The sequence below is a fragment of the Leptospira ainlahdjerensis genome (assembly GCF_016919175.1).
Taxonomy (GTDB): domain Bacteria; phylum Spirochaetota; class Leptospiria; order Leptospirales; family Leptospiraceae; genus Leptospira; species Leptospira ainlahdjerensis.
This window is the reverse complement of the sequence record NZ_JAFFPU010000085.1, coordinates 1-592: the sequence shown is the minus strand read 5'-3', so window position 1 is coordinate 592 and position 592 is coordinate 1. Positions and strand designations below refer to the sequence as shown.

The window sequence follows — 592 nt, the reverse complement described above, 5'->3', positions numbered from 1 at the left end:
TTTTCAAATCGAAATCTTTAAACGGACCTAAGAAGTCGCCAATGATTGATTCCCCTCCATCCATCCAAACAAGAAGATCATCCACAATCAAAACGATCGCGGCGATAGTAGCGGCGACTGCCGCTCCAATTGCAATGAAAGGAAGCCAAGGTGCTATAGCCGCCCATCCTGCCGTAGCCATTCCATAAAGAGCGGGAATCATTCCGCCTGCGGTAGCCGCAGACGCCGCAATCATCTTAGCTGTGATCGCAACGAGAACCCCTGTAAAAACCGCCCCAAAGATTATAAGACCGCCTTTTACGCGATTGACAGAATCCTCTCCAACAGTAAAATATTCTAATATACTAACGAACATTGAAAGGAATGGTTTCATTCCATCCAAAAGAACTTTTCCAAATATCTCCTTTAAGTCTCCCATTCTTTGATTGTATGCCTGAAAGATTGCAGAAGCAGATTTTAAGTGAGAACCATACGCGTCTTGGAGGGTAGAGTTTTCTTTGAGCGCAGTAGAGATGAGTTTCTCTCGTGCAAGCCGCTTGGAAACTTCCGTCATCGCGGAGTTATTAATTTGGTTGAATTCTTTTGTATAAGA

1 pseudogene is annotated in these 592 nt (G+C 44.1%); it reads right to left on the bottom strand.

Annotated elements, in window-relative coordinates:
- Positions 1 to 592 (bottom strand): annotated as a pseudogene (locus tag JWG45_RS21880) (LIC12611 family phage tail protein); the annotation flags it as partial.